Source organism: Bradyrhizobium sp. LA2.1 (assembly GCF_040547725.1).
Lineage (GTDB): Bacteria > Pseudomonadota > Alphaproteobacteria > Rhizobiales > Xanthobacteraceae > Bradyrhizobium > Bradyrhizobium barranii.
This window is the reverse complement of record NZ_JBEPQI010000001.1, coordinates 314000-340946: the sequence shown is the minus strand read 5'-3', so window position 1 is coordinate 340946 and position 26947 is coordinate 314000. Positions and strand designations below refer to the sequence as shown.

The window sequence follows — 26947 nt, the reverse complement described above, 5'->3', positions numbered from 1 at the left end:
GCCGTCTAGTCCTCGATTACCGCATCAACGAGTAGAGGCGGGCTGTGAAGATAGCGCGTCGCCCGACGCTTGGAAGTGATGTCCTTGAAGACCTTCTGCACCTGCGCTGTGGCCAGACCTACGGCCTCGGCCACGTTGTCGGCGGAAATGCCGTGGTTGACCGCGTACATGCAAACGTCAGTCAATCGATACGGGGCAGCGAAATAGAACTCCTCCTGGCTCTGCGGCAGCGAGAATGTGTCGGACGTCGGCGGCCGTCGCCTGATCTCGTCGTCGATGCCAAGGTATTCGGCCAGTTGGTAGACCTGGCTCTTGTAGAGATGCGCAATCGGCATGACGTCCGCATCCCCGTCACCCTGCTTCACGAAGAAGCCTTGATCGTGCTCGAGCCGGTTTGGCGTACCTATCACGGCATATTTCAGACGGTCCGCGTGATAGTACTCGGTCATCTTGCGGACCCGTTGCTTGTAGTTGGTTGCAGCAACGATCTGCAGATAGACCTCGGGCGGAAGACGCACGGTGGAGGTTTCGCCGTCCGGGTCTTGTACGGTCAGACGGGTGATGTTGATGCCGGCGCTCTCCGAGCCCGAGCCAAGCACCAGCTTGCACTTCCAGTCGATTCCATACTCGGGTACGACGGCTTGGATCGCCTCTCGCTGCCGACGGTACGCGCCCAATGCTTCGAGCGCCGGTGCGATGTCCTCGACGACCGTCGTGAGGCGCAGTTGCGTGGCAACGACCCGGCCGAGCCTCAGCGAATCGGAAGACGAATCGCGCTCGGGCATCAGCAGGCCGAGCACCTTCGTATTTCCAAATGCGCGCGCGCAGAGCGCTGCGACCACCGAGCTGTCGATGCCGCCGGACAGTCCGACGATGGCTCCGCGTCGGCCAAGCACGCCAAGGACACGGTCGCGCAAGAACGCGACGATGCGCGCGACCTCCAATGGCGCATCCAGGACCAGGGCGTCCTTACTGAACGCGGGTTCGGTTTGGCTGTGGGCTGCTTGCAAGGTCACTTGAACAATCCGCCTCTCTCTGGGGAAACTCGGCCGGTGAGTAGGTTTGCGACAGCGCCTTCTGGACGAGGTGCAAGTTCATCGCGAGGTAAGGCGGCATGACCAGATCGGTGTGAGTGCCTGCGCTTGGGACGACATCGATCTGCGCAAACGCACGATCCCATCCCAGAGTTTGCGGCATCTTCTTTCGCTGGCATCGGAACAGAACGGCGGAGAACGGCAGCATCGATTTCGGCTCCGCCAACCAGCGGAAGTAGGCCTTCGCGCGCAAGACTTCCTGCAATTCCTGCTTGAGCCTGAACGACGTGAGATCGAACTGCCCCTTCGCGCGGCGATCGAGCATCCGGGCCAGGTTAGCTTCATGGCCGATCGCAACGGTTGCCTTGGCGAGGGCCCGGCAGACCATCCGGGGCGCGGTGACCCGGTTGTTGCGGATTCGACGGATCGTGCGGGTCAACGTCTCCCATGCAGAACTGCGCTCGCCCATGAGGCTGGTATCGAGAATTCCGAAAAACTTCACCGAGCGGCCGGCGGCAAACATTCGCGTCGCGACCTCGAAGGCGACCGCCCCACCGAGGGAATGACCGAGAAGTCTGATGTGGCCGCGCGGCTGGATGCGATTGATCTGCTCCACGGCAGCAGCAGCCATATCGCAAACGCTGTCCTGACCCTGCAATATCTTGCCGAGATCCGGGTAGCGGATCGGAACGACATGTGCAATTTCGCGGATTGAGGCTGTCAGGGCGGCGAGGCTGGCTCCATATCCAAGTGAGCCGGGCAGTAGGAAAAGCACGGGCGGCGCCGCCGCCACAATGCACGAGGGCGGAGAAGCCAAATCCTCGCCTGTATCAATCAATGGCCGTAGCTTCATTGGCATGCAACCGACTGACCGAGCTCCAAAATTGGAGTATGAAGACGTTGAAAATCCTCTCATCATTCATTTGCATGAAGCACATGGTCGCGCCCAGGGAATTGGTTATTTTCGCTCCAGCGCGTCTGTCGTCCATGTACCGCCTCCTCGAGCGGACGCGAAGTTCGGGGCGTGCTCTCTCGACCCTCTGGGTCACACAGGCCCATTGATCGGTGCGCCCGACGTCCGCGCGCCGCCAGGCCCATTCAAGAGAAACAACGCCACGATAATTCCCAGGGCGTAGCCGGTAGCTCCTCCGGCGGCCATCATGTAGATCACCTGCAACGGGTCGAGGCCGAGGTGAGCACCGATGAGAAGCGGGCCAAATACAAACACGGCCCGCACCAGATCAACCAGCAGACGCAGTTCCTGACGGCGAAAAAGAGTCGGAACTTCCTGAATGGGCGTCGACAAGGCTTGTGCGGCGCACATGAGCGCCAGGGCGCCCATGATCTGACCCGTAGGTATCCAGGATTCTCCGAGCAGCGGAACGACGACGTAGGGGGAGATAAATCCAAGGCCGAGCACCGGCAGAACGATCAGGCCGGCCGCAACGACCAACAGGCCGCATGCGGTGCCGAGCAGATGATGACGGTCGAAGTCTTTGCTGGCCTCGGCGACGAAGACATTGCTGAGCGGCAAGGCGATCAGGGTGACCGGACCGGTCACGAGACGGGCGGCGACGCCAAAATGCCCGGCGAATGCGGTACCGAATAGCGAGCCTATGAAGATTGCGGGGAGATTGATGATCGCGAATCCCGCAAGGGCGGAGGGCAGCTCGAACAGGGGAAATTTGTACTCTCGCCGCGCCGTCGCCGCGACCGAACCCCACGGGGCTTGCGCGATGCGGCGGATGTCCTCCCATTTCAGGAGCCGGACGCAGAGAAATGCGATCAACACAGCCTGGCTCAGGATGTGGGCCTGGATCATTGCGCCGTCCCCGAGGTGCGCGAGGCCGAAGCTCACCTGGAGCACTGCCATCGACGCCGGCAGGATCAGGCGGCCCATGCCGAAGTCACGCATATGATTGAAGCGCAAGCACCAACAGTTCATTGCGTCGGCAACGCCGACCGCAGCCATCCCGATGGGGACGAGGTAGGTAAGATGTTGCAGTCGTGCTGGCACCACGTCCGACAGCAGGTATCCCGCGGTAAGCACAACAGAGGTCGTAAAGCAGACCGCCACGAGCGTGAGCTTGAGCGCGACCAGCGCGTGAGCTCTGTCCTCAACCACATACAGAGACGTGCTGAAGCGAAGTCCGGCTATCGCGCCGACGATGTTTACGATTGAGAGATAGATCGTGAATATTCCAAAATCCTCCGGCGAATAGAGCCGGGTAAGGATGGGAATGGCCGCTACGAGCATGAGCTGGCCGGTGAGTGCGAGGGCGGAGACGCCCGCCGCTGCACGAACAAGAGCCCTTGTCCGCGTCGGACCGGTCGCCGGTTTCGCGGCCATGAAGAACTTCCTCGGTCCAGAATTCATTTCAAAAACGGCAAGATCGTCGCGACGACGGTGCGATCTATTTCGATTCGATCGTAGGATGGAGAGGGGTGCGCGCCATCATTCGTTCGCATGACGTTGACTGAAGTGTCGCGGAATCGAAGGAGAGTTTGCATGAATAGCTCGTGCTTGCGGAATAGACGACGCACGGAGCCCGATCGTGGGGCCGGAACCCAGCTGTGATGCGCGTGGCTTGTGGGCGGATGATGGATGCTCACGCAAGCCGCGCCGACGGGAGACGCCGATCTACAGGCGATGGGGACGTGAGCTGTGCAAGCCGAAGGCCGGTCCGCGCGAGCAAGTCCGACAAGGCGGATGGTCTGACGGCGATCAGGTTATCGTCGTCCGGTCCCGGTATGTCGGGAGACGCCGGCTCGAGTCGTCCCGCCCTGAGATGGAAGAGCTCAAACCCGTGATCGGTCAGTCGGTCATACAGCTCCGCACGCGAGGTGCCGGCCCGCCGAAGGTTGAGCTCAGAATCCTCTATGTACAGACATCGGCAATTGGAAATGGTCTGGGCGGCGCCCTTGAGAAGATCGACTTCGAACCCTTCGACATCGACCTTCAGGAGATCGATCGCCCGATTTCCGATGATCGAATCGAGCGTTCGTACTGGAACTCGGAGCGCCGCGATGCCAGCCGGAGGAGTAGCGCATGCGAAGTTCATGTCGTCACTCCGAAAGTCCGTGAAGACGAGCTCGCCTTCCGTGCTGCCGATCGCCGTGTTGTGGACCTCGACGGTCAATCCGTTCAGGCGAATGTTGCCCAGCAGGTATTTGCAGATGCGCGGATGTGCTTCGATAGCGATGACTCGTCCGGATCGGGCAACGCGCATAGCGGCCGCGAGGCTCAGCTGTCCTACATTCGCGCCGACATCGACGAAAGTTTCTCCGGGCTGCAGGTAAGATCCGACGAAGTCGGCGTCTTCGGCGCGAAGGTTCCGGTTGCGCCAGAGTCCTGCGGACATGGAGCTGGGATAGAAACGCATTCTGTATCCGGCAGGAAAGCCGAAGGTGATAAAGCGGCACAGTCCGCTCACCCACAGTCCGCGCGAGAGCAGGAACCGAGCCTTGTCGGGCTCCTCTTGAATTCGAGCGAGCAGTTGATGCAATTTGTGCAAGGGGCCACCCATCTCTAGCGGTTAGCTGCTCGGGAGAGCGTAGGCTGACCGAGGCGCCCGGCCATCCTTCATTTGCATGATGGTATCGATCGTTCGATTTCGGATCTCCCGGCTCCGCCGTGATCCTGCCGACCGAGCTGGCCGCTTCGAGACCTCGCGTCGGGGGATAATCATCGTCATGCGAATGAAGGATGACCAGTCCCATGCCGCTACCTAGCGTTCGTCGTGTGTAATTCGGTCGGTCTTGACGTTCACTGCTCGTCAAGAAGGACGCGGTGCAACGCGATGAGGTCGGTGTTTTGCGGAGCCGATCGCGGGTTCGTCAGGGCCGACTGCTTGAATGACATGAACTGAGCTTGAGGGAAAAGCGATGAACCTGTTGCAGCACGACGGGTCGGAGGGCATTCGAGATCCGGACGCCCGCCCCATGATTTCGGTGGCCATACCAACCTTCCGTCGACCGGATATGATACGCCGTACGATTGAAAGCGTGCTGCAGCAGAATTACGCCGACTGGGAAATGGTGATCAGCGACGACGAAGGTCCAAAAGGCGTCAGTTGGAGCATTCTGTCTGAATACGCGCGGAGCGATTCCCGTATTCGAATTGTCCAGAACCACCGAGGACGGGGGCAGGTTGAAAATACGAACAGCGCGATGCTCGCATGTCGCGGTCATTGGATCAAAGTGTTGCATGACGACGACTGGCTCGTGCCGGGATCGCTCGAGACCTTTGCGGAATTGGCGAGGACGTATCCCGCCGCTGCGTTCATGACCTCCACATCTCATCTCGTTCAGGATGAAGGCATAAAATACCGCCGGGGAGGGCAGGTCACGCTGTATTCGAGCCAGCAGTGCCTGACTGATCTCTATTTGGTCGGCAAGACCCGGGTGCTGGGAATTGTTCCGTCGACCCTGCTGATCAACAGCGAGGTCATCCAGGCGGGTTGTCTGATGCGAAACTACAAGTCGATCCGGTGGGGAGTGGACCAGCTGTTCTTCGTCGACCTCGCCTGTCATGGCGATATGGTGGCGATCGACGACGGCTTGATCTTCTACGATATGACGGACCACGCGAACATTACCGCTTCCAAATCGTTCTCTCAGATCGATGAGGAGACCCTTGATCTCAAGAATCTGACCTGGAGCCTGGTCGAGGACAAGCAAGGACTTCCGGATCCCGAAACGGTCGTGCGTGCATTGCGGGTTGCAAGATTGCGCGGAAGATTTCGCCACCAGTCCTGGGGGGCGACGATCCGGGACGCGCTCCAGATCCTGCGTCCCTCGGTTATCAAGGCAGCCAACAAGGCGATCCGGGCGCGAGCGCGTACATCGGCAGCGGGCTCACTAGCTCGTGTGGGTCACGCCTGACGGAGCCGCCGCCGATCATTATCGGGACAGGGCGCTGGTCCGATCGGGGGCATCGAGACGTGTTACGAAGTCGAACACGGGGCCGCCCGCTACCCCCCAATTGCTCGACCAGATCACCTGGGAACCGTCAGGCGACGGCGAGCCGTGAGTCTCGCTCCAGTAGTCGTGCGGGACGTTGCGTGTGTACGCAATGCGTCGGAATTCGCCACTGCCGTCAATTCGCAGAGCAATGACTTCCCGAGCGAAGGGCGCAAACTTTGGTAGCTGGGCGATCTCGGCTGGATCGCCGCCATAGCTTAGAATCACCCAGCCGGGCCAGTGGATCGCGCGCGTGGACGCATGCGAGGCCTCTCCACGCGGAGCAAGGGCGGTAACCACGCCGTCATCCAGCCGGCGCTTGATCACCTGGTATATGTCGGGATCAGCTTTGCTGATTCCGACGTATATCTCGCGTCCGTCTGTGTCCACGGCCATGTCGCCATGACTCGGACGATGATGTTCGGTCCAGCTCTGCACCAGATCGCCTGCGACGGTATAGATGAATGCCTCATCCTTTCCGTCGACCCAGCGGCTGCATCTGATGTAGCTGCCCAGGGCAGATATCTCGCAAACGCCGTCTCGCCCGGGCAGTTTCCCCACTTCGATATCCGGAAACTTCTGTCGGCTCACGAGGTCAAACGCGAATGCGACGACGACGCCGTCGGCGCGCGTGCCCCGCACGGCGATGCGCCGGCCATCCTGAGAGGGATTGCCCTTGCCCGGTCCGAACTGAAGGCCGCGATAGCCCTCGGCCATCAGCATGATCTCTTCGGCATTGGTTCGCGGCGTCCAGAGCGAGATCTTGCGCCCGATCACGCATATCATGCGCTCGGGATCGCGCGGGTGCCATTCGCACTCGTCTTCACGCTGCCGGCGGAACAGCGGAACGTATGTCCGTCCGTCCAGAAAGCAGAGCCCGTTACAACCGTTGGCGATCAGAAGCAGAGTCTGGTCTGCGTTCCAGGCCTGCGCGCTCGAATATCGGTGGGTGCAATAGGCTCGTTGGCAGGCCAGGCCAGCGCCCAAGGGCCCCGGGGTTGTTATCCGGACGATCGTGGCGCCGGTGTCGGGATCGGTGACCGGAACGAGATAATCGGGCAAGTTCATGCTGCTGGCAGTAGTCAGCTTGGTCTTTGCAAGCGTCTGTGCGGCGGCGATGCCCGCCAATGCAAGCACGACGGCCACGGCGCCGGCCAGGCCAATTCGCGTGTAGAGGGACGGAGACATCCGTATCTTGCTCCATGGCAAGCAGGGGGCTCGGATCATCCGGGTGGGCAAGCGATCGATACAAGGTTCGATGCTTGCCGGTCACCAGGCTCCTGCGGGGACCAGGACTATTGGTTCGACGATGCGTTCTAGCCGCTCGGTCCCAGCGCGCATCATTTGAATGCAGGAGACGCCCCACGAAATGTTGCCGCTCCACGGGCAGGTCCTGATCCTCTCGATCGATAGGATCAGTCCGGCGCGGTTAGCTGGGCGGCGCGTATGGGCGCCGCCCGGCATTTGTTGAGGGCTTGATGGGCGTCAGGCCGATCCGCCAGGCTAGTCCGGCTCTGCGGCGCCGATTTCGTGACGTCCGCGGTCGCTTGACACGAGGCTGAGCGTAGGTTCCCGATCGATTGACAACGGCAGCGCGTGACCATTCGAGACCCGCACCAGTGATCCGTTGTTCATTCCCCAAATTGCGGCCTGCGTCCTGTTCTGGACCCGTATCTTGCGCAGGATCGCCTTGACGTGAACCTTCACGGTCGCCTCGGCAATATCGATCTTTCGCGCAATGCACTTGTTGGAATTGCCCTCGATCAGATAGGAGAGAATCGCCCGCTCTCGCGGTGACAGATGAGGTGCTATCCGTTCTTCGGCCGCAACGAGGAGATTTGATCGCTCTTCGATCACTGGCTGAAGCTGAGGCTCGCGATCGAAACCGCTATCGAGCACGAATGACAGGAAAGCCGGTGGAAACACCGTCTCGCCCATCGTCACGAGTTCGATGGACTTGATGAAAGCGTCGCATGAATTGACGTCGACGAAATAGCCGCTGGCGCCGGCCTTGTAGGCCGCGATCAACTCATCCGGCCGGTAGTGGTCCGAAACGATCGCTACGCGCGCATCCGGATAGTGCTCTCTTACAAATCCGATGTGCTTCATGGCTGCATCGAATTCGCCGGTGCTGTGGATAATCACAAACAGGAGCTGCTGATGTGCCTGGAGTGTGCTTGTAATTTCATCGGTGCTCGAGGCCGACACCGCAATTTGAAAATCTGCCGCATGCAGTATTTGAGAAATTCCCTCTCGCAGCAAAATGTTTCGTCCGATCAAAACAACTTTGCAGGATTGCCGCCTCCTCATCTTACCCTCCGCAACCAACGCAATGACACAACTTGAATGAAAAACACGCAGGAAAAGGAACAAAGCATTGCATAGCCCGTTTTTTCTGATTTGCAGAAGTCGGGCGCCGTTTAGTTAATAATTGCTGAAGGTTAGATTCGATCTTTCGATTTTGCCTATATACCTTTCGTTATAGGCCGATGGGTCCCCAAGCTGTTGGTGAATGGTCGTCGGAGATTGACTTGGGGGCGAAAGAGAATATTGATTCAACCTTTGAATGTTCGCCCTGAGCGGGTGAATCCGTTCGCGAAAGCCTTGCTCCATCGCGATGCTTTCGAACTTGCCAAGTGGCAAGACCGCTCTCCAGCGGTTGTGAGCCGAGACCACCGGGTTCATACGGCCCTTTGATCCGGCGAACTTGATGTATATTGCGATCACAGACTCGTGCGGTTATTTGCCTCATGGGTCCGCTACGCCAAATGATACTTTAGGGAATTGCTCGAAGTTTATTTGTTGGTGATCAATTGATGTTGGAGCGGCAAGGGCGGGGGCCTGTAGCTTCAATCGCGGGAATTTTGGGGGCGGCAGGTTAGGGAGCGCCCGATGCGTCGTGCGACTGTAGTGATTGCAGACCGACACCCAATGGTTTTGCAGGGTCTCGCAAGTGTTCTCGGTTCAGAATCCGATTTTGAGGTCGTTGCATCCTGCGGCGATGCTGCGAGTTGCATCCAGGCAATTTTGACGCTTGCGCCCGACATAGCGATCATGGATGCGGCAATGCCGGAGCTGACCGCGCTGATGAACAATTCGCTCAGCCATTCGGACAGCCGACCAACGCGGTTTGTGTTCTTCGCGCCCAGCGAGGACTATGATCTTGTGTTGGCGGGCGCCCCCGCCGGGTACAGTGTCCTTCTCAAGGAGATGACAGGCCAAGCCGTGGTGCAAGGCTTGCGAGACATTGCCAACGGCCAGACCGTTGTTCCGTTATCACCCACCGATCAGGCCGCGCCTCGTGAGCACAGTCCGAATCCGGAAAGTGCGCTCGCGGTGCTCACCGAGCGCGAGCGGCAGATCATGCGCCTGGTCTCTCGTGGCCTGTCCAACAAGGAAATCGGCCGCCGGCTCAACATTGCAGACGGCACCATCAAGGTTCACCTCCACAACATTTTCCAGAAGCTTGAAATCGGCAATCGCACTGCGCTTGCGGCCCTCGCCATCTCGCAGGATGACCGCGCCAATTCGGCGCAGGACAAACCGGCGCATGCTGGATCGGATCCGGTGCCCGGGGAGCGCTAAGACATCATCTCGCACTGTTTGCAGTGCGATATGCGGGCATTTCGCCGAAGCCCACCCGAGCAACTATTGCACCTTCAGATTGCGCAAGCGCCGGCAAAGCTGCGTTTTCGGTCTCTTATCCCTCGATGGAGAACTGAAGAACGAACAGCGACCGGCCGCCAAGCTCGGGGCTGTCGCTGACTTCCACCTGCCAGGAAATGTAATGCAGGAGTGGGTCCATCACGTCGTGCTTGAGGATCTCGCCGCTCAGTTCGATCGCAGTGGTCCGTGCCGCGGAAATGTCGGGGAGATCAAGTCCGACATCGTCGAGCACTGAATGACCGTCGTGGATATGAAAGAAATACCGCGGCATGGATGTCTCCGGACAACGCGAACATTCCGATGACTGCAGCGAGCCCCCCGCATCACGGTCAAGATTTCGCATCGCAGGGGCGCGCATAGCAAGCGGCTATTCTAGGAGGGCTCAATCATCATTGATGGGTACCCCGACGTTGATCTCTATGATCACGAATTCAGAATGAACAATTGCTTCTCTAGGACTACGATGATGTTGCGTCGACGGAGCCCACTTCGGCGCAGCGTTGCGGCCCCGGCCCTGCGAATCCCCAATGCCCCCGCCGGGGCCGCGCTCTTTTCTTCGCAAGTCCCGCTTGGTCGTCCATCACCGCCGCGCATTGCAGCCGATACTCCGATCGATCGGGAGCGGACGGTCTGACCCTTGGGGAGATGATCTCGAAAAATCATATCCGGTAGTAGTCGCGATACCAGCGGACGAAATTGGATATGCCGGTTTCGATAGGGGTGGAGGGCGAGAACCCGGTATCGCGCATGAGATCGCCAACGTCGGCAAACGTTTCCGGAACATCCCCAGGCTGCATTGGCAGCATTTCCTTCGCCGTGGTTCGTCCGAGCTCTTTCTCGATCAATTCGAGGACGTGCATCAGCGCTTCCGGGCGGTTATTGCCTACATTGTAGAGCTTGGCCGGTGCGCCCGCCGCATCGGCGTTGTCCTCCGGAGCGCGCTCGATCAGCCGCGAGATGACGCGCGTGACGTCGTCGACATAGGTGAAGTCGCGCCGCATCCTGCCATGGTTGAAGAGCTTGATCGGCTTGCCTTTGACGATCGCGTCGGCGAACAGGAATATCGCCATGTCGGGCCGGCCCCACGGGCCGTAGATCGTAAAGAATCGTAAGCCGGTGACCGGGAGCCGGTACAGGTGGCTGTAAGAATGGGCCATCAGCTCGTTGGCTTTCTTCGTCGCGGCATAGAAGCTGACGGGGTGGTCGGCCCTATGCCGGGTCGAAAATGGCAACTCGGCATTGGCGCCGTACACGGACGATGATGATGCGTAGATCAAATGACCACAGGCGTTATGCCTGCAGCCTTCGAGGACGTTGAGGAACCCCTCAAGATTGGCGTCGACATAAGCGTGCGGCTGATCGATCGAATGCCGGACGCCGGCCTGAGCGGCCAAATGGACCACTCTCGCAAAACGATGTTTTGCGAACAACTCGGCCATCGTCGACCGATGTCCAAGATCGATCTGCACGAAGGAAAAACGCGGATCGCGGCGCAGAATGTCGAGACGCGCGCGCTTCAAGGCGGGATCGTAGTAGCTGTTGATGTTGTCCAATCCGACGACCCGGCGTCCCTCGTCGAGCAGCCGACGGGCGACATGAAAACCGATGAAGCCAGCAGCTCCGGTCACCAGAACGTCGTCGGCAACTTGTTCTGAGCGAGATGACATTCGCTGTCCAAGTTAGATGGAGTTTCGAACGGCGAAGAAGGCGCCATCGATCGCAGAAAGTTAACTCTCAATCGCGCCGCATCTCGATTGCGCAAATGAGCACACCTGACGATGGCGGCGGAGCCGAGCTGCCAGCAGCCGCTCGAACGGACTACTCCGTGCATCCCCGCCACTGTCTCAAATTCCAGGGGCGTAGCGTATGTAATGTCCGAGCGAACCCCGTCATCATCCATTTGCATGAAGATGAAGCCAGGCAAACCTGCAGAGATGTTTCAGCGGCGGGCTTGCCCGACGTGGCCGTCGGCTTGGAGTACGCGCTGTCGAACGATCGACGTCGGTGACTTGAGCGCAAACGGCGTGGTCAGGGGTGCTTGCGATGAAGATGGTCCGTGTTGATGCTCTCGGCGCGAATGTATCGAGCATCGGTTTCGGCTGCGCGTCGCTCGGGGGGCGCGTTGGGGCTCGCAGGGGGATCGAGGGGCTCGAGCGCGCATACGACGCCGGAATAACCTGGTACGACGTGGCGCCTTCGTATGGCGATGGGATGGCCGAGTCTATTTTAGGCCAATTCGTATCCGGGAAGCGCGGCAGCGTCCATATCTGCACAAAGGTCGGGATGCGCCCGCGTGATACCTCCGCCGTTAAGCGGATCCTGAAGCCGATCGCGCGCGCCGCTCTTGCGGTGTTTCCCGGGATCCAACCGCGCCTCTCCGCAATGAAGTCGAAGCCCTTCAAAGTGCCGCTATCGGCCGAGCTGATCAGGACGAGCATCGAGGATAGCCTGAGGCGACTTCGCACGGATTATGTAGATGTGCTTGCTCTCCACCGTCCCACCCGCGAAGAGGTCGTTCGCGAAGACATCATTCGAGCGGTCGAGCGCATCGTTCAGGACGGGAAAGCCCGCGCAATTTCGATTGCGGGCAATAACGAGGGCGGAATTGACGACCTCCATGAATCTCTACCATATCGGCTGATACAGATCGCGAATAATCCGCTCGAGCCGAATCTTCAGAGATCGACGGAGATTGCGCGGCGCAGGACGTTTGTCACGTATGGATCATTCTCGAGCGTCGATCCGCTTGTCGCGAGGCTGGGATCGGAGAAGGAAATACTGAACGGCCTTTACGAGATGGGATACCGGGGCGACCTCACCGAGATCGTTGCTGCCTTCGTCGTGGATTACGCGCTGGCAACGAACTCTACAGGAGTCTCACTGTTTTCGATGTTTCGGAAAGAGCATCTCGCGTTCAATCTGCGCCGGTCAGCGCAAATCCCCGCGCTTCATCAGCTCAATCGCATCGTCGCTGAGCTCTCGAACGGGCCGCGGCAAACCGAACGATTGGTCATGCGCGCGTCGGTGTAGCGATCAAGTGCGGAGCTTATGGGCATGAGGTCTACTCCGTCATCATCATACAATCGGCGGCAGCGCGTGCTAGAATTCGCGTCCCACGATACTACTCGCCAATGTTGTCGACGATATTCGACAGGCGCGCGGGCGGCCGGGAGGCGGCTAGCTTGAGCGTCTCGCCGAAGCATGCGCAGCAGGGCAGGCCAAAGGTGAGGGGGCCAGGCCGATGCCGTCGCGTTAGGAGATTGCCCGCGATCGCGGTTGCGCCTGGCGGCGCGCTTCGCGGGGCCGTTGGTAGTTGCTCGGAGAGAGGCCATGTGCGGAATTGTTGGTGTCGTCGGGCGGGGCCCAGCCTCTGCTCTTCTTTTGGATGCGCTGAAGCGGCTTGAATATCGCGGATATGACTCAGCCGGTATTGCCACTCTCGAGGACGGTTCGCTGACGCGACGTCGTGCGGTCGGAAAGCTCGTGAACCTCAAGAGTCGGCTCGACTCGGAGCCGCTTGCCGGGCGGATCGGAATTGGTCACACCCGCTGGGCAACGCACGGCCGTCCCGATGAGACGAATGCGCATCCTCACATGGTTGATGGTGTGGCGATCGTGCACAATGGGATCATCGAGAACCATCGAGAGTTGCGCAATGATCTCAAAGCGGCTGGTGCACATTTTGCGACCGAAACCGACTCCGAAGTGGTCGCGCATCTCGTTAGCCGCGAGCGGAAGAACGGATACGAGCCGGTCGCAGCGGTGCGTAAGGTACTCCCGCGCTTGAGCGGAACGTTCGCGCTCGCCTTCCTGTTCGAGGGGCACGACAATCTCCTGATCGGTGCCCGAAAGGGCTCGCCGCTTGCTGTCGGCTACGGTTGCGGCGAAATGTTCCTGGGTTCGGATGCGATCGCGCTCGCGCCTCTGACGGATATTGTCGCCTACCTTGAGGACGGCGATCTCGCCGTTGTGACCCGAGAGCAGATCGAGTTTATCGACGTGAACGGCGCGCGCCTGCGCCGTACGTCGGCCAAAATCGCCGGTGCCGCCGTGATTGTTCACAAGGGCGAGCATCGCCACTTCATGGCGAAGGAGATTCACGAGCAGCCGAAGGTGGTTGGGCAGACGCTTGCGCAATATATCGCGCCCGACGGGACAATCAGGTTGCCGGCGGGCGTGGATGCGGACCTCAGGACAGTCGATCGCGTGTCGATTGTAGCTTGCGGGACCTCCTTCTACGCCGGTCTGATTGCGAAGTACTGGTTCGAGCGCTACGCCAAGCTCCCGGTCGAGATCGATATTGCTTCGGAGTTCCGCTATCGCGATGTTCCGTTCGGCGCGGGCAATCTGGCGATTTTCGTGTCGCAGTCCGGCGAAACGGCCGACACGCTCGCTTCGTTGGAGTTCGCCAAGACCCACGGCCAGCGCGTTCTCGCTGTCGTCAACGTGCAAACCTCGACGATGGCGCGTTCGAGCCACATCGTAATGCCCACATTGGCCGGCCCGGAAATAGGGGTCGCATCGACAAAGGCGTTCACCTGTCAGCTGGCAATCTTGCTCTGCATTGCAATCGCTGCCGGTCGCAGTCGCGGTGTGCTCTCGGCCGAAGACGAGCGCTCACTCGTCCGGACCCTTGCCGAGATTCCAGACTATATGGCCCGCGCGCTCGAACTGGAGCCGAAAGTCCATGAGCTCGCGCGTGAGATCGCCAGGGCCAGAGACGCTCTGTTCATAGGCCGGGGCACCAATTATCCGCTGGCAATGGAGGGAGCCCTCAAGCTCAAGGAGGTCACTTACATTCACGCAGAGGGCTATGCGGCCGGTGAGCTCAAACATGGACCGATCGCGCTGATCGACAAGGGCCTGCCGGTCATCGTCATTGCGCCGTACGACGCGACGTTCGAAAAGACCATGTCGAACATGCAGGAGGTGATCGCCCGCGGGGGCCGCATTATCCTCTTAACCGACGAGAGAGGTGCTTCACTCGCCGCGTCCAGTGGTTGCTCGGTCCTGGCCTTACCGGATATGCCCCCGATCGTGGCGCCACTGGCTCTCGCGGTGCCGCTGCAGCTCCTTGCCTATCACAGTGCCGCGATTATGGGGACCGACGTGGACCAGCCGCGAAATCTCGCGAAGTCCGTGACCGTCGAATAGTCGGTCCGGTCGCGCCACTTCCGCTTCAGAATGAGGTGCTGCCGAAAGCAGGATGCTGGTCTGACAGGCCGGGACGCTCCGAAATGGGTGCCTCTTTCGACCAATCCGCGTTCTCGGCGGCTCGGGGTAAAATCTGGTGGCCTTCGGGCCCAGGTTAAGCACCGACGTCCGTAGGGCAGGCGGCCCCGCTATATTGTAACCGCGTTGGCGGGGCCGCTGCTGCCAAGAAACGAGCTAGGACCTAGGGGGCTTTCCATCCGGCGAAGCGAGTGGGGTTTCCTGGGGCGGTGCGGCTCGGACTTGAGATACGCAACTCCTCAGAACCAGCCGCCTTGCGCGCGCTCCGCAGCCGGATCCTCGCAGACTCTTCGGCATCAGGCCGCAAGGGCAGCCCGATCAGGGAGTAGTCCTTTCGGGTTATTGGAAGACAGTTCTGCTTCGAGATAGCTTCAGGCAAGCGCGTCCTGTCGACGAGCTCGTTTGGCATGCTACGTGCGCTTCGCGAGGGATCATGTCGGTTTTGACGGGAACAGCCGGCGCGGACATTCGACGCGGTGATATGATTAAGGTGATCAAAGGGAGGCTGTTCCCGGCGCTCCTTTACGAGCAACATGAGGGCGGCGCCGCCGAAGATATTCCCGAGGGCGCCCGTGCCTATTGCCTCAAAGACAAAGTCTGGCGAACGATGCCTCCGGGCTTCCGCCCCTCCTAGAGCTTGTTGGCAAACCAGGATCGCAAAATGGCCGAGCCAGGCTCGGCCAAGTCGCGATCGGACCGGCGCCGCAACCTCCGCGGTAGGTCTGGACTGACGGCGGAGCGCTGTGTGTGCAGACTAGCTGCAGCTCAGCGGCAACGGCTGGTCGGGGTGCAACTCGTACCAATCGTAGCAATCTGGATAGGCGCCGTAGAATCCGTATCCGGGTCGATCGCGACCAAAGCGGTGGAACGCATGTTGGCGCAGGCCGATGCCGCCGTTGCCGGCATGCCCGCCGAATCCGAGATGTTCGCCGCCAAAGCCTCCATCACGCGCCATGCCACCGAAATGCGCGCCGCCGCCGCCGAAGCCCATATGTCCGCCGCCAAAGCCACCACCGCCGAAACTGCCGTGGCCGCCGCCGCCAAAGCCACCACCGTGGCCGCCGCCGCCACCGCCGTGCGCCTCGGCCGCGCCGATGGCTAGGGTCGAGGCAAGCGCCGCTGTTGCCAAAATCATGATTGCTCGTTTCATGGGACACTCCTTTCGTGTCGATCTGCCTGGTCATCCATGCAATCCGCTCTCGCGTCGTGCCGTCGCCGAAGCTCCTGATGACAAGGCTCGTGATGAAAGGAGAGGTAGGAGCGATGCGCAGCAATCCCACTAAATTCGACTTCAGGAACGAGGCGCGCCGGTAGGGAAGATGATCCTGCCGCGGGGGCCGCGGCCCACAGAAGGGGCGGGCTGAACGTTCCAGCCCGCCCCCGTCGTTCGATGAGGAGCGGCCGACCGAGGCGCCCGGCCGGCCAAGGAAATGCCGTGATCAGAAGCTGCCCGTGCCGGGCTCGCAAGGCACGTTGTTGCCGGTCCACGGCGCCGTCGCGAAAGCGCCGACGCGCGGCGCAGGAACGCAGACGCGGCCTCCCTGCTGATAGAAGGGCGCATCCGGTGCGGCCGTATCGGTTGTCATCGCGGGCTGTCGCATGACGGAATGGTGCTCGCGCGCCATGACGGGTCCCCCGAGCACGGCGGCTGCAATCAATCCCGTCGACAAGAGTTTGAGAGTGGTCATTTCGGCTTCTCCTTTGATGACATCAGGCCGACCAAGCGGCTCACCATCAACGTATGGACGGCCGGGCGTCGTCCAAATGCACGAATTGCTCACCTGATTTCAACGGCCTGTGACCCGGCGCGGCGCTGCAAGCACGATCGTGCGAATGCGCAACATCCGTTGCCTTGAGAGTAACGGGGAGCGCATCGCAGGCATATGTTCATGAAAGCGCAGTTCAGAATGGAGGCGGAAGATGATCACGACGACAGCGAGACGTATGGCCATCGCGCTGGCCCTGTTGGCGACGGGCTCGGCGCGCTTCCTGAATCGCTATTTAGTGGTGCCCCATGCTCCGCAGGACTATCTCGTCAGACAACGAGTGGCCTATGGCAGGCTGGCGCGGCGCCGCGCGTTCAGAGCGGGTGGGCATTGAACATGACGCTCCGGACCGCCGAGCCCGTGCTCCTCCGCCGCAGGCCGAAACGCCTCGCAGAACGTGGGAGCAGGATCATGACGCGGATTCTTCTGATCGAAGATGATGCCGAAACCGCCGAGGTGATCGTCGCCGAACTCGCCGATCGCGGTTTTGACGTCCAATGGGCCCCTGACGGCGTCGACGGTCTCGATCGGGCGCGCGCGGCGTGTCCGGATGCCATGATCGTCGATCGCATGCTGCCCGGAATGGACGGGCTGACCGTCATCGAGGCCCTGCGCAAGGATCGGGTCGGGACACCGGTGCTGGTTCTGAGTGCGCTCGGCGCCGTGGACGATCGGGTGCGCGGATTGCGCATGGGGGGAGACGACTATCTCACCAAGCCGTTTGCAATCATCGAGCTCGTCGCACGGATAGAGGCATTGCTGCGCCGTCCGATGGACAGCCGCGAGACCACGTTGCATGTCGGGCCGCTGGAGCTCGACCTGATCGAGCGGACCGCGCGACGGGACGAGCGAGAGATCGACCTGTTGCCGCGCGAGTTCCGCCTGCTCGAATACATGATGCGCCGGAGCGATCAGTTGCTCACGCGCGCGATGCTGCTCGAAGAGGTCTGGAACTACAAGTTCGTTCCGGCAACGACGAATCTGATCGACGTGCATATGGGCCGGCTGCGCCACAAGGTCGATGGTCCCGGCGATACGCAGCTCATCCACAATGTTCGCGGCTCCGGCTTCATTCTGCGTTCGCGCGCATAGAGGCGCGAAACCCAGGGGGGCGCGGAGCACATCTCGGACGAATATCGAGTGCCGGTTCGATGCGCCAAATTCAGTTCATCCGTTCGAACACGTTCCTCTGGGCCCTGGCGGTGGCGGCCGCATTTGCGCTGTTCGTGGTCGGGTTGTTCGCGTTCACCTATTGGAAGCTCGATGACTATCTGATCGCGCGATCCGATCGCATGATCATGACCCGGATCAATTTCATCGCCGATTTGCCGTCGGCGCGCCGCATCGGAGCGATCTCCGATCATCTCGAGCAGGATTCCAGAGGCGTGCAGTACGCGGGACTTTTCAATGGTGCCGGCACCCGGCTTGCCGGCAACATCGACAGCTTGCCGCGCGCACTCGATCTCGGCGGAGCGGCGCAGGGTGTGCGGCTCGACCTCATTGAGAAATCGGCGGTCCACGGACCGGTCATCAGGGTCGTGGGCAGGCGTCTCGAGAACGGCGATGTCCTGGTGATGGGACGGAATGTCGATGAGACGCGCGAAATCTCGAGTGTCGTGGGGCAGGCGCTCGCGCTTGGCCTGCTGCCGGCGTTCTGCCTCTGTCTGCTGGCCGGAGCGTGGCTGAGTGTTCGCGCCCAGAGACGCGTGGAGGAGGTGAACCAGCGGGTACAGCGGATCGTGGCCGGGGAGTTGCGCGAGCGGCTGCCGGAGGACAATTCCGACGATCCGTTCGCGCGACTGGCCAGGATCGTCAACGGCATGCTCGCCGAGATGGAGACCATGATCAACGCGCTTGCCGGTGTCGGCAACGATATCGCCCATGATCTCAGGACGCCGCTCACGCGCGCACGCCTGGCGCTGGAGCGCGGCCGAACGCATGCGACCACCCTGGAGCAGCTCCAGGAGGTCACGGACAAGGCAATGGCCGGAATCGACCAGTCGCTCGCGATCGTCACCGCCTTGCTGCGCCTCACCGAGATCGAGAACAGCCGCCGCACCGCCGGTTTCGGTAACGTTGCGCTCGACGAGATCCTGCGCGAGGTGTGCGACGTCTATGAGCCCATCGCCGAAGACAAGGGTATCGGGCTTGGCGTCGTCATCGATCGCAATGTGCAGGTGTGGGGCGATCGGGACCTGTTGTTCGAAGCGATGGCCAATCTCGTGGACAATGCCGTCAAGTTCACGCCGACCGGCGGCCAGGTGAGGCTCGAACTGGTGTCGGAAGACGACACGGCGCTCGTGCGCGTAAGTGACACCGGACCCGGCATCAGCACGCAGGAGCGCGAAGCGGTGCTGCGGCGATTCTATCGTTCCGACAAGATGCGCAACACGCCGGGGGTTGGGCTTGGACTGAGCCTGGTGGCCGCCATCGTCAAGCTGCATGGCTTTCGATTGATCATCGGTCCGGCTCCCGGCGGGCGGATCGAGATCCTTGCCTGGACCGGGAGGGCGAGCAAAGCCGCCGCATGCCGGTCCCGGACCCCAACTCTCGCAACCGTCAATCAGATGTGATGCCCCTCATGATGCGTGATGTTCACGATGCCAGGACATGCCGAATGTCTGAAGGCGAATTCAGGTTTGTTACGCTCAATTCAGTGGCCTCCGCCTTCGGAGGCTTCCTAGAGTCCGCTCGCCGGTTTCGTATGTGGGAGTGACAGATGCAGATCCGCCCCGAAGGCGTGAGGAATGGTGCCATGGCTGTCGCGGCCGGAGCCCCATCGCCCTCCTTCCTCAGCGCCTATTCCGCGGCCATCAAGCGCTATGAACTGCTTGAGCCCGGTCACGAGCAGCAGCTTGCACGCCGCTGGCGCGAGACGCGGGACCGCGGTGCCGTGAACGCGCTCGTCACGAGCCATCTCCGGCTCGCAGCCAAGGTGGCGCGCGGCTACAAGGGGTACGGTCTGCCCTTGGCCGATGTGATTGCGGAGGCAAATCTCGGCCTCGTCATCGCGGCGTCACGCTTCGAGCCCGGCCGCGGTGCGCGGTTCTCCACCTATGCGGTTTGGTGGATCAAGGCCTCGGTTCACGAATACATCCTGCGCTCCTGGTCTCTGGTCAGGATCGGCACGACGGCAGCGCAGAAGAAGCTGTTCTTCAAGCTCCGTAGCGAGATGAGGAAAGCCGCGGGCGGCGCGATGGCGGCGCTCACGCCCGATGTCGCCGAGACGATCGCGGAAAGGCTCGACGTCACGGCGCGTGAGGTGATCGAGATGGATTCCCGCCTGAACGGTGACATGTCGCTGAATGCGCGCGTTGGCGACGACGAGCAGGGAACCGAATGGGAAGCGTTGCTGGTCGATCAGGCGATCGACGCGGAGACGGTGCTCGCCGATCATGAGCAGACGGAGCGCCGTACCAACGCCTTGCGCGTTGCGCTGGGCATGCTCACGGCGCGCGAGCGTCATATTCTGGAGGCAAGGCGGCTGGCGGAATGCCCGGTTACGCTGGACCAACTCGGCTTCGAGCTTTCGATCTCCAGCGAGCGGGTTCGGCAGATCGAGATCCGCGCCTTCGCCAAGGTCAGGCGAGCCGCAATTCTTGCCGCGCAGGATGCGGCACGCAAGCGCCCCGACGGCGCCTCGGGCTCACGGCCGCGGGAGCTCACCGCTCCATGAGCGATCGAGAAGCGGTGATGCCGGTACGAATGATGTCTGTCCTTCCGCGGAGCATCTGAATTCGTTTTCATTTGAACGGATGCTCTCCCGTCCTCATCTGTTCAATGATCCCGCGCAACTTGCTTCAGGCAGAACCACAATGGGAATTGTTCGCTTCGCGCTACGGTTTCCGCACACGTTCTATGTGCTTGCGGCGCTGATCCTGTTTCTCGGCGGCATCGCGATCTGGTCGATGCCGACGGACATTTTTCCGGAGATCCGCATTCCCGTCGTCACGGTGGTGTGGAGCTACACGGGCCTGTCGACGCCTGAGATGGAGCAGCGCGTCAGCACCTACAGCCAGTATTCGATCAGCGCCAATGTCAGCGGCATCAAGAACATCGAGGCGCAAACCCTCAACGGCCTGTCGGTTCAGAAGATCTACTTCCAGCCGGACGTCAATCTCGATCTCGCGATCTCGCAGATCGTCTCGGCAACCAACGCGATCCGCGCCCTGATGCCGCCGGGCATTCAGCCGCCGATCATCGTGCAGTTCAATGCATCGAGCGTGCCGGTGCTGCAGCTCAGCCTCGAGTCCAATAGTCTGAACGAGCAGCAACTATACGATTTCGGCATCTACCGTATCCGGCAGCAATTGGCGCCTGTTCCGGGCGTGACGCTGCCCACGCCTGCCGGCGGCAAGTACCGCCAGATCATGGTCGACATCGATCCGGACAAGCTCCTGTCGCGCGGATTGACGCCGCTCGACATCGTCAATGCGGTGAACACCCAAAATCTGACGCTGCCCACCGGGACGACGAAAATCGGCGACACCCAGTACACCGTTCGAACCAACGCCACGCCGGCCTCGATCAAGGATCTCAACATGATCCCGGTCAAGTTCGTGAACGGGGCCACGATCTTCCTGAAGGACGTGGCCCAGGTCCGGGACGGCTCCCAGGTCCAGCAGAACATCGTGCGCGAGGACGGTCATCGCGCCGTCCTGCTCAGCGTGATCAAGAACGGAAATGCCTCGACGCTCGCTGTCGTCAACGGGGTGAAGAAGGCCTTGAGTTCGATTCGCGCGTCGGCTCCTGCAGGGCTGAAGATCAACGAGCTGTTCGATCAGTCGGTCTTCGTCACCCATTCGGTCGATGGCGTGCTGCGCGAGGGCGCGATCGCGGCCGGCCTCACGGCGCTGATGATCCTGCTGTTTCTGGGATCGTGGCGATCGACACTGGTCGTCTTGATCTCGATCCCGCTGGCGATGCTGTCTTCGCTGGTGGTGCTGTATTGTCTCGGCGAGACCTTGAACACGATGACGCTCGGCGGGCTTGCACTCGCGGTCGGTATTCTGGTCGACGATTCCACGGTGACGATCGAGAACACGCACCGGCTCTGGACCGAGGAAGGCATGCCGTTGCCCGATGCGACGCTGCACGGGGCAGCCGAAATCGCGGTGCCGACGCTCGTCTCCACGCTCGCCATCAGCTGTGTGTTCACCTCGGTCGTCTTTCTGGAAGGGCCGGCCAAATACCTCTTCACACCGCTGGGTCTGGCGGTGGTGTTCGCGATGTTGGCGTCATATGCGTTGTCGCGAACGCTGACGCCGATCACCATCGGCCTGCTGCTGAAGGGCGAACGGCGCCATGGCGAGAGCGGAAGCCCGTCGGGCATCTTCGGCCGCGCCTCGGCGATGTTCGAGCGCGGGTTCGAACGTCTGCGCAACGGCTATTCCGATTTGCTCTTGACGTTGCTTCGGCGTCGCGTCGTCGTGCCGGTCGTTGCGGTCCTGGTGCTGGCGCTCGGGGCCACCATGTTCGTCTATGTCGGCAGGGACTTCTATCCCCTGATCGACGGCGGCCAGATCCAGCTCCACGTTCGCGCGCCCGCGGGCACCCGCATCGAGAAGACGGAAGCGATCTTCCAGGCGGTCGAAGACAAAATCCGCCAGGTGATTCCGGAGCGGGACCGGGCGCTGATCGTCGACAATATCGGGCTTCCGGCGCGTCCTTACAATCTCGCATTCACCGACGGCTCGACGATCGGTGTGAACGACGGCACCATTCTCGTGTCGCTCAAGGACGGACACAAGCCGACCGCGGACTACGTCAGAAAACTGCGCCAGGTGCTGCCGGCGGCATTCCCGGAGGATACGTTCTATTTCCAGGCGGCCGATATCGTCACGCAGATCCTGAACTTCGGTCTTCCGGCACAGATCGATGTCCGCACGGTTGGCTACGGCGCCAACAATCTGGCCGTGGCCAAGGAGCTGCAGAAGAGCCTCGCTGCGATCCCCGGGGTCGTCGATGCGCATCTGCAGCAGGAAGTCGATGCTCCGGCGTTCTATGCCGACATCGACCGCACCCGGGCGGCGCAGCTTGGGCTCAACGCCAGCACGGTGGCGACCAATATCAATGTCAGCCTCAGCTCGTCGGCGCAGGTCTCGCCGAACTTCTGGACCGATCCGACGTCGGGCATCCCGTATTACCTGGCCGTGCAGACACCCGAATACAGGGCCAATTCGCTGAACGCACTGGGAAACACACCGGTGTCGGCCTCGCTTGCCGCGAGCGGGCAGACGGTGCCCGGCCTCCTCAGCAATGTCGCGACGTTCAAGCGGGGGAGTGTCCCCACCAATTCGAACCAGGCCAACGTCCAGCCGGTGTTTGACGTCTATGCGAGCGTCCAGGGTCGCGATCTCGGTGGCGTCGCGGCCGATATCAACAAGGTCACGTCCACACTCCAGAAGCAGCTCCAGCCGGGTAATTCGATCCAGGTCCTGGGACAGATCCAGAGCATGAATCAGTCGTTCCGCAATCTCGGAATCGGCCTGCTGTTTGCCGCCATCCTGGTCTACCTGCTGATGGTCGTGAACTACCAGAACTTCGGCGATCCCTTCGTCGTCATCATGGCGCTGCCGGCGACCTTGTGCGGCATCTTGACGATGCTGTTCATCACCGGAACGACACTGAACGTGCCTTCGCTGATGGGGGCGATCATGGCGGTCGGCGTTGCTTCCGCGAATTCGATCCTGCTCGTGACGTTCGCGCGTGATGAGCAATTGAAGGGACATTCCGCGTTCCAGGCGGCGTTGAGCGCGGGCCGCACCAGGATCCGTCCGGTCCTGATGACTGCTGCCGCGATGATCGTGGGCATGATCCCGATGGCGCTCGGAGGTCCGGGCGAGGAGCAGAACGCCGCGCTCGCGCGCGCGGTGATCGGCGGACTTCTGTTCGCGACCCCGACGACTTTGCTGATCGTGCCGTACCTCTTTGCCATGCTGCGCAAAGGTAACGATGGCAAGCCTCACCACGGCGTATTCGAGGAGCAACCGGAATGAGCGACGTTCGTGTGCGGACCAATGACGACGAGGCGAGGGACCCGCCCGATGCGGAGAGCCGCCGCATCGTCGAGCTCCCCGGCAAGGCCGCGCCATCCGGACGCCGTTACGGCGGCACGCTGCTCGGAGGAGGGATGCTTCTGCTGCTCGCGGGCGGTCTCGGCATTGGCGGCTGGCGGCACTATCAGGCGGCGCGTGAGGTCGCTGCAGTGGCGGAGCAGGTGAGAACCGCCATTCCGGAAGTGCGGGTGGCGGTGGTCCGGCCCAGCGGCGACCTGATGAAGGTTACCTTGCCGGCGACGACGACCGCGTTCGAGGCAGCCAATATCTTCGCGCGGACCAGTGGCTATATCGAAAAGCGCTATGTGGATATCGGCGATCGGGTCAAGAAAGGCGATCTTCTCGCGGCAATCACCGCTCCGGAGCTCGACCAGCAGATCGCCCAGGCCCAGGCGACGCTGGCGCAAAACCAAGCCGCCTTGCAGCAGGCGCAAGCGAGCCGGGAGCTTGCCGACGTCACCAATGCGCGCGACAGCAATCTGGTCAAGCAAGGCTGGCTGACGGCACAGCAGGGGGACAACGATCGTCTCACCCTGCGTGCACAGCAGGCGGCCGTGGGTGTCGCCCAGTCGAACATCACGGCGCAGGAGGCCCAGATTCGAGTCCTTCAGCAGGAGAAAGCCTACCAGCGCGTGGTGGCGCCGTTCGACGGCGTGATCACACAGCGCAACGTGGACAATGGCAGCCTGGTGCAGGCCGGGTCGACCTTCATGTTCACGCTGATGCATTCCAACGTGATCCGAACCCAGGTCTTCGTGCCGCAGGACGAGGCCTTCGGAGTTGGACCGGGCGTCGACGCGGATATTCGCGTCCCCGAGATTCCGGGGCGGACGTTTCCGGGGAAAGTCACGCGCATCGCAAGCGCATTGCAGCCGGGAAGCCGAACTCTGCTGACCGAGATCGACGTGCCCAATCCGGACGGTGCCTTAAGTCCCGGTATCTACTGCACGGTCGAGCTGTCGATCCCGCGCAAGACGCCGTCGATGACCGTCTCGTCCGATGCGCTCGTCTTCGATCAGAACGGTCTTCATGTCGCGGTCGTGCGGAATGGCACCGTTCATCTGCAGCACGTCTCGATCGCGCGGGACTTGGGCACCACAATTGAAGTGCGCGAGGGCCTACAGCCCGGCGACCAGGTCGTGCTCAATCCGGCGGTGAACCTGGCGGAGGGCAGCAAGGTCACCATTCGCAAGGTCGAGGTCAGTTAGGAGCATAGAGATGATCCGGATCGTGCTCGCAACAATGATCGCGCTGCTGTTGGGTTGTTCTTCGAGTGAGGCGCAGGTCTCAACGATGGGCACCACGGCGATGGGCCTTCCAACCGTACCGGGCGCGATCGTGACCTCGCCGCTCAATAGTCCGGGGCCCTTTTCCGCAACAACCGAGCCTGGCGTTCCCGACACGACGCTGGCGCCTGTTCCGCTCGCCTCGGATCCGACGACGCCGGGTACGGTCGTCGTCTGCGCCACGCCATCGACGTCCCCGATGCCGGTGCCGGCGACCCCGATCGTATCGAGCATCGGCTCGTCAGCGTCAGGCATCGGCGCTCCGCTATTGCCGGTCACAGGGCAAACCGGCAGCTCCATCGGAACGATTCCCGCAGCGGCACCGGCGGGAACGGGGACGATGGTCGCATGCAGCTCGACGCCGGGAGGGCTCGCGACAAGCGCTGCGTCCCTGCCGCTCTCGATCCCGCAAGTGCCGTCCAGTCTCGCGCCCGGCACGATCCTGGCGGACACCAGCGCTGCCGGCGGTACCGGCATCGATCCAAATGCCGCCGTCATGCCGAGCCCGAACAGCACGGCCTGCGCGGAAGGAGTCTCTATGAACCTCGCAGCGCCTGCGACCGTGTTGCCGGCCAACGCGTCAGGCGCGGCGCCAACGCCGGGAGTGTCGCCGGTCTTGCCGCCGGGATGCTGAGGCGACGCCGCTACAGGACTCTCGTCGCACCGCGTGGGGAACGGGGGACGACACTTCGGCTAGCATAGCCTTGGCCGCACCGGCGCTTCACGTTGCCGGTCGTAGCTTCAAAACTTCGGCGTCGGGCGGCAGCATCGTTCCACCGTCCCGGTACTTCCAGTCCACCATCACGCCCTTGTTGGCCCGTACAGTGGTGCGGCCGACGAAGGTCCCCATCGTGCTCTGATGGTCGATGGAACGCCAAATCGCCGGGCCGAACGGCGTTTCGAAGCCGACGTTGCCAAAGCCGTCGGCCATCGCCTCGGTATCGAATTTCCCGAGCTTTGCGATCGGCGCCGCGATGGAGCTGATCAAGGCGTGACCGACCACGGATCCCATCGTGGGAGCCTCGCCATATCGCGCGGAATAGGCCGACACGAAGGCGCTGTTGGCGTGACCCAAGACCTCGGTCACCGGATAGCCGGTCACGATCCATCCCTCCGGGGCGTCCTGCCCGAGGGGAAGAAGGTATTCGGGTTCGCCGGTCGTGAACGACACGACGTGTCGCCCTTCGAACAGGCCGCGATCATTGCCTTGCCGGACAAATCTGGCGAGATCGGGTCCGAAGGTGACGTTGAGGATCGCTTCGGGCTTCTGCTGCGCGAGGGCGTTGACGACCACGCCGGCATCAATGGCACCCAGCGGCGGCCACTGACTGTTGATGAACGCGACGTCGGGGCGACGGCGGCTCAGAAGCTGCGTGAACCATCTTACGGCCGACTGGCCGTATTCGTAGTTCGGGGCGATCGTCGCCCACCGCGTCGCCTTCAATTGAGCTGCCTCCTCCACCAGCATGGCTGCCAGCATGTATGTCGAGGGGCGGAGCCGGTAACAATATCGATGTCCTTGCTCCCAAACGAGGGCGTCGGTAAGCGGTTCGCTCGCCACGAAGAGGATCCGGTTTTGCCGGGCGAAGTCGCTGATAGCCAGTCCGACATTCGACAGATATGCGCCTGCCAGAAGATCGACGTCATTCCGTCGCACCAGTTCTTCGGCGGCACGCAGCGCGACGCTCGGCTTGCCTTCATCGTCCCGGCTGATGACCTGCAGCTCTCGCCCGAGCAGGCCCCCGCCCGCATTCAGCTGTTCGACCGCCAACTGCCAGCCGCGACGATAGGGCAGGGTAAACGCGGGCGCGCTGCTATAGGAGTTGATCTCGCCGATCCTGATCGGTCTCGTGCCCTGGGCGCGGATGATGCCGGGCGAAAACACCGACGCGCCAACACTGCCTAAGACCTGTCGTCGAGAGATGCTCATCTGGTGCGATCCG

The 26947-nt window shown here is 61.6% G+C and carries 24 protein-coding genes; 12 read left to right on the top strand and 12 right to left on the bottom strand.

Translation table 11 applies throughout. The features are described from left to right. Window positions 1-5: 5 nt before the first annotated feature. The 5 genes from nadE to ABIB95_RS01440 form a co-directional block, all read right to left on the bottom strand. On the bottom strand, window positions 6-1016 hold the full coding sequence (gene nadE / locus ABIB95_RS01460; protein WP_354237651.1) for an NAD(+) synthase: 1011 nt from the start codon (window positions 1014-1016) through the stop codon (window positions 6-8). Further along, window positions 970-1872, bottom strand: a complete 903-nt coding sequence (locus tag ABIB95_RS01455; RefSeq protein ID WP_354117169.1) for a thioesterase domain-containing protein — start codon at window positions 1870-1872, stop codon at window positions 970-972. The genes nadE and ABIB95_RS01455 overlap by 47 nt, the downstream gene beginning before the upstream one ends. Beyond that, window positions 1865-2023 carry a hypothetical protein gene (locus ABIB95_RS01450; RefSeq protein WP_354237650.1) on the bottom strand — a complete coding sequence of 53 codons (159 nt, stop codon included), beginning with the start codon at window positions 2021-2023 and terminating at the stop codon, window positions 1865-1867. Before ABIB95_RS01450 ends, ABIB95_RS01455 begins: the two co-directional genes overlap by 8 nt. 56 nt (window positions 2024-2079) lie before the next feature. Beyond that, complete coding sequence (locus ABIB95_RS01445) at window positions 2080-3384, bottom strand: lipopolysaccharide biosynthesis protein (protein ID WP_063986520.1); 1305 nt, start codon at window positions 3382-3384, stop codon at window positions 2080-2082. Window positions 3385-3643: 259 nt separating this feature from the next. Beyond that, complete coding sequence (locus ABIB95_RS01440; protein WP_354237845.1) at window positions 3644-4396, bottom strand: FkbM family methyltransferase; 753 nt, start codon at window positions 4394-4396, stop codon at window positions 3644-3646. A 523-nt stretch (window positions 4397-4919) separates the two neighbouring features. Between ABIB95_RS01440 and ABIB95_RS01435 the strand changes: the two genes are divergently transcribed. Then, window positions 4920-5918, top strand: coding sequence for a glycosyltransferase family 2 protein (locus ABIB95_RS01435; protein ID WP_354237649.1), 999 nt, complete (start codon window positions 4920-4922; stop codon window positions 5916-5918). A gap of 18 nt (window positions 5919-5936) precedes the next feature. Here the strand turns inward: ABIB95_RS01435 and ABIB95_RS01430 are convergent, their stop codons facing one another. Both ABIB95_RS01430 and ABIB95_RS01425 read right to left on the bottom strand, forming a co-directional pair. Further along, entirely contained in the window at window positions 5937-7184 is a 1248-nt protein-coding gene (locus ABIB95_RS01430; RefSeq protein ID WP_071915345.1) for a hypothetical protein, read from the bottom strand. A gap of 315 nt (window positions 7185-7499) precedes the next feature. Beyond that, window positions 7500-8306: a LuxR C-terminal-related transcriptional regulator gene (locus ABIB95_RS01425; RefSeq protein ID WP_354237648.1), complete on the bottom strand. Its 807-nt coding sequence runs from the start codon at window positions 8304-8306 to the stop codon at window positions 7500-7502. Between the two features lie 582 nt (window positions 8307-8888). Here ABIB95_RS01425 and ABIB95_RS01420 point away from each other — a divergent pair. Next, window positions 8889-9581 (top strand): LuxR C-terminal-related transcriptional regulator, encoded by a 693-nt coding sequence (locus ABIB95_RS01420; protein ID WP_084795225.1) that lies wholly within the window; start codon window positions 8889-8891, stop codon window positions 9579-9581. Window positions 9582-9696: 115 nt separating this feature from the next. On the opposite strand, the gene ABIB95_RS01415 is transcribed toward ABIB95_RS01420, so the two are convergent. Both ABIB95_RS01415 and ABIB95_RS01410 read right to left on the bottom strand, forming a co-directional pair. Further along, window positions 9697-9933 (bottom strand): DUF6894 family protein, encoded by a 237-nt coding sequence (locus ABIB95_RS01415; RefSeq protein WP_028147263.1) that lies wholly within the window; start codon window positions 9931-9933, stop codon window positions 9697-9699. A 388-nt stretch (window positions 9934-10321) separates the two neighbouring features. After that, a complete protein-coding gene (locus ABIB95_RS01410; protein WP_166351836.1) occupies window positions 10322-11329 on the bottom strand; it encodes an NAD-dependent epimerase in 1008 nt (335 codons plus the stop codon). A gap of 376 nt (window positions 11330-11705) precedes the next feature. Here ABIB95_RS01410 and ABIB95_RS01405 point away from each other — a divergent pair, with 376 nt between their 5' ends. The 3 genes from ABIB95_RS01405 to ABIB95_RS01395 all read left to right on the top strand — a co-directional run bounded on the left by ABIB95_RS01405 (window position 11706) and on the right by ABIB95_RS01395 (window position 15528). After that, window positions 11706-12692 (top strand): aldo/keto reductase, encoded by a 987-nt coding sequence (locus tag ABIB95_RS01405; RefSeq protein WP_354237647.1) that lies wholly within the window; start codon window positions 11706-11708, stop codon window positions 12690-12692. A 300-nt stretch (window positions 12693-12992) separates the two neighbouring features. Next, on the top strand, window positions 12993-14816 hold the full coding sequence (gene glmS / locus ABIB95_RS01400; protein ID WP_354237646.1) for a glutamine--fructose-6-phosphate transaminase (isomerizing): 1824 nt from the start codon (window positions 12993-12995) through the stop codon (window positions 14814-14816). Between the two features lie 511 nt (window positions 14817-15327). Then, window positions 15328-15528, top strand: a complete 201-nt coding sequence (locus ABIB95_RS01395; RefSeq protein ID WP_063984312.1) for a hypothetical protein — start codon at window positions 15328-15330, stop codon at window positions 15526-15528. A 120-nt stretch (window positions 15529-15648) separates the two neighbouring features. Here ABIB95_RS01395 and ABIB95_RS01390 read toward each other — a convergent pair whose 3' ends face one another. Both ABIB95_RS01390 and ABIB95_RS01385 read right to left on the bottom strand, forming a co-directional pair. After that, window positions 15649-16044, bottom strand: a complete 396-nt coding sequence (locus ABIB95_RS01390; protein ID WP_354237645.1) for a hypothetical protein — start codon at window positions 16042-16044, stop codon at window positions 15649-15651. Between the two features lie 289 nt (window positions 16045-16333). After that, window positions 16334-16582 (bottom strand): hypothetical protein, encoded by a 249-nt coding sequence (locus ABIB95_RS01385; protein WP_071915339.1) that lies wholly within the window; start codon window positions 16580-16582, stop codon window positions 16334-16336. Window positions 16583-16814: 232 nt separating this feature from the next. Between ABIB95_RS01385 and ABIB95_RS01380 the strand changes: the two genes are divergently transcribed. The 7 genes from ABIB95_RS01380 to ABIB95_RS01350 all read left to right on the top strand — a co-directional run bounded on the left by ABIB95_RS01380 (window position 16815) and on the right by ABIB95_RS01350 (window position 25638). Next, a complete protein-coding gene (locus ABIB95_RS01380; protein WP_166097357.1) occupies window positions 16815-16994 on the top strand; it encodes a hypothetical protein in 180 nt (59 codons plus the stop codon). Between the two features lie 77 nt (window positions 16995-17071). Continuing rightward, entirely contained in the window at window positions 17072-17752 is a 681-nt protein-coding gene (locus tag ABIB95_RS01375) for a response regulator transcription factor (protein WP_354117177.1), read from the top strand. A gap of 59 nt (window positions 17753-17811) precedes the next feature. Continuing rightward, complete coding sequence (locus ABIB95_RS01370; protein ID WP_354237644.1) at window positions 17812-19233, top strand: sensor histidine kinase; 1422 nt, start codon at window positions 17812-17814, stop codon at window positions 19231-19233. A gap of 182 nt (window positions 19234-19415) precedes the next feature. Further along, window positions 19416-20336, top strand: coding sequence for an RNA polymerase sigma factor RpoH (rpoH, locus tag ABIB95_RS01365; RefSeq protein WP_208089358.1), 921 nt, complete (start codon window positions 19416-19418; stop codon window positions 20334-20336). Between the two features lie 139 nt (window positions 20337-20475). Beyond that, on the top strand, window positions 20476-23658 hold the full coding sequence (locus tag ABIB95_RS01360; protein WP_354237643.1) for an efflux RND transporter permease subunit: 3183 nt from the start codon (window positions 20476-20478) through the stop codon (window positions 23656-23658). Then, complete coding sequence (locus ABIB95_RS01355) at window positions 23655-24926, top strand: efflux RND transporter periplasmic adaptor subunit (protein WP_354237642.1); 1272 nt, start codon at window positions 23655-23657, stop codon at window positions 24924-24926. Before ABIB95_RS01360 ends, ABIB95_RS01355 begins: the two co-directional genes overlap by 4 nt. Window positions 24927-24936: 10 nt before the next feature. Next, the gene (locus ABIB95_RS01350; protein ID WP_166351853.1) at window positions 24937-25638 is read left to right on the top strand and encodes a hypothetical protein; all 702 of its coding nucleotides are present in this window, start codon (window positions 24937-24939) and stop codon (window positions 25636-25638) included. A gap of 87 nt (window positions 25639-25725) precedes the next feature. Here the strand turns inward: ABIB95_RS01350 and ABIB95_RS01345 are convergent, their stop codons facing one another. Next, window positions 25726-26934, bottom strand: a complete 1209-nt coding sequence (locus ABIB95_RS01345; protein ID WP_208089359.1) for an ABC transporter substrate-binding protein — start codon at window positions 26932-26934, stop codon at window positions 25726-25728. Window positions 26935-26947 lie beyond the last annotated feature (13 nt).

Coding starts and splice junctions, on each gene's coding strand:
- ABIB95_RS01405 (WP_354237647.1), top strand. CDS start 11,706: ATGAAGATGGTCCGTGTTGATGCTCTCGGCGCGAATGTATCGAGCATC.
- ABIB95_RS01410 (WP_166351836.1), bottom strand. CDS start 11,329: ATGTCATCTCGCTCAGAACAAGTTGCCGACGACGTTCTGGTGACCGGA.
- ABIB95_RS01390 (WP_354237645.1), bottom strand. CDS start 16,044: ATGAAACGAGCAATCATGATTTTGGCAACAGCGGCGCTTGCCTCGACC.
- ABIB95_RS01345 (WP_208089359.1), bottom strand. CDS start 26,934: ATGAGCATCTCTCGACGACAGGTCTTAGGCAGTGTTGGCGCGTCGGTG.
- glmS (WP_354237646.1), top strand. CDS start 12,993: ATGTGCGGAATTGTTGGTGTCGTCGGGCGGGGCCCAGCCTCTGCTCTT.
- ABIB95_RS01445 (WP_063986520.1), bottom strand. CDS start 3,384: ATGGCCGCGAAACCGGCGACCGGTCCGACGCGGACAAGGGCTCTTGTT.
- ABIB95_RS01425 (WP_354237648.1), bottom strand. CDS start 8,306: ATGAGGAGGCGGCAATCCTGCAAAGTTGTTTTGATCGGACGAAACATT.
- ABIB95_RS01380 (WP_166097357.1), top strand. CDS start 16,815: ATGATCACGACGACAGCGAGACGTATGGCCATCGCGCTGGCCCTGTTG.
- ABIB95_RS01360 (WP_354237643.1), top strand. CDS start 20,476: ATGGGAATTGTTCGCTTCGCGCTACGGTTTCCGCACACGTTCTATGTG.
- ABIB95_RS01440 (WP_354237845.1), bottom strand. CDS start 4,396: ATGTCCGCAGGACTCTGGCGCAACCGGAACCTTCGCGCCGAAGACGCC.
- ABIB95_RS01430 (WP_071915345.1), bottom strand. CDS start 7,184: ATGTCTCCGTCCCTCTACACGCGAATTGGCCTGGCCGGCGCCGTGGCC.
- ABIB95_RS01415 (WP_028147263.1), bottom strand. CDS start 9,933: ATGCCGCGGTATTTCTTTCATATCCACGACGGTCATTCAGTGCTCGAC.
- ABIB95_RS01385 (WP_071915339.1), bottom strand. CDS start 16,582: ATGACCACTCTCAAACTCTTGTCGACGGGATTGATTGCAGCCGCCGTG.
- ABIB95_RS01450 (WP_354237650.1), bottom strand. CDS start 2,023: ATGGACGACAGACGCGCTGGAGCGAAAATAACCAATTCCCTGGGCGCG.
- rpoH (WP_208089358.1), top strand. CDS start 19,416: ATGGCTGTCGCGGCCGGAGCCCCATCGCCCTCCTTCCTCAGCGCCTAT.
- ABIB95_RS01370 (WP_354237644.1), top strand. CDS start 17,812: ATGCGCCAAATTCAGTTCATCCGTTCGAACACGTTCCTCTGGGCCCTG.
- ABIB95_RS01350 (WP_166351853.1), top strand. CDS start 24,937: ATGATCCGGATCGTGCTCGCAACAATGATCGCGCTGCTGTTGGGTTGT.
- ABIB95_RS01435 (WP_354237649.1), top strand. CDS start 4,920: ATGAACCTGTTGCAGCACGACGGGTCGGAGGGCATTCGAGATCCGGAC.
- ABIB95_RS01395 (WP_063984312.1), top strand. CDS start 15,328: ATGTCGGTTTTGACGGGAACAGCCGGCGCGGACATTCGACGCGGTGAT.
- ABIB95_RS01375 (WP_354117177.1), top strand. CDS start 17,072: ATGACGCGGATTCTTCTGATCGAAGATGATGCCGAAACCGCCGAGGTG.
- ABIB95_RS01355 (WP_354237642.1), top strand. CDS start 23,655: ATGAGCGACGTTCGTGTGCGGACCAATGACGACGAGGCGAGGGACCCG.
- ABIB95_RS01420 (WP_084795225.1), top strand. CDS start 8,889: ATGCGTCGTGCGACTGTAGTGATTGCAGACCGACACCCAATGGTTTTG.